Origin of the sequence: Desulfovibrio sp. JC010 (genome assembly GCF_010470675.1) — a bacterium.
In the GTDB taxonomy this organism is placed as follows: Bacteria; Desulfobacterota; Desulfovibrionia; order Desulfovibrionales; family Desulfovibrionaceae; genus Maridesulfovibrio.
The window spans coordinates 1-402 of record NZ_VOIQ01000050.1 but is presented as its reverse complement, the minus strand read 5'-3'; the positions used below and the strand labels follow the sequence as shown (position 1 = coordinate 402).

At 54.2% G+C, this 402-nt stretch carries 1 pseudogene; it reads right to left on the bottom strand.

Annotation, left to right across the window (positions count from 1 at the left end):
• Window positions 1-402 (bottom strand): annotated as a pseudogene (locus FMR86_RS20320) (hypothetical protein); the annotation flags it as partial.

Genomic DNA, 402 nt, shown 5'->3' with positions numbered 1-402 from the left:
CTACGTTTGCGTAAGCAGCGTAAGGGGTAGCAGAGATACCATCGATGGTGATGGGAGCTGCCAGATAGAAGATATCGAGTTCATCGTGGTTGGAAACCGCGTTAGCGCCACCATCGGTCTGAGCTGCATCGCTGTAACGGATGAAGCCAGCTGCCAGTGCGAACTGGTCAGTGATGGGGGATTCGATGGAGAAGATACCGGAGTCAGCATCACCAAGAACCATGTTACCAGCAGCAGCGCCGGGCAGGTTGGTGTTTTTGATACCAGCGGTGGTCAGGATTTCAGTGCCGGGGAAACGGTACTGCAGGTAAGCGTTTTTAACGTTCAGGGTGTTGAGGCTAGCGGGGTCGCCGTCAGTGCCTTCAACCTGACCGTTGTTATTGGAACCTACGCGGGTTTTGT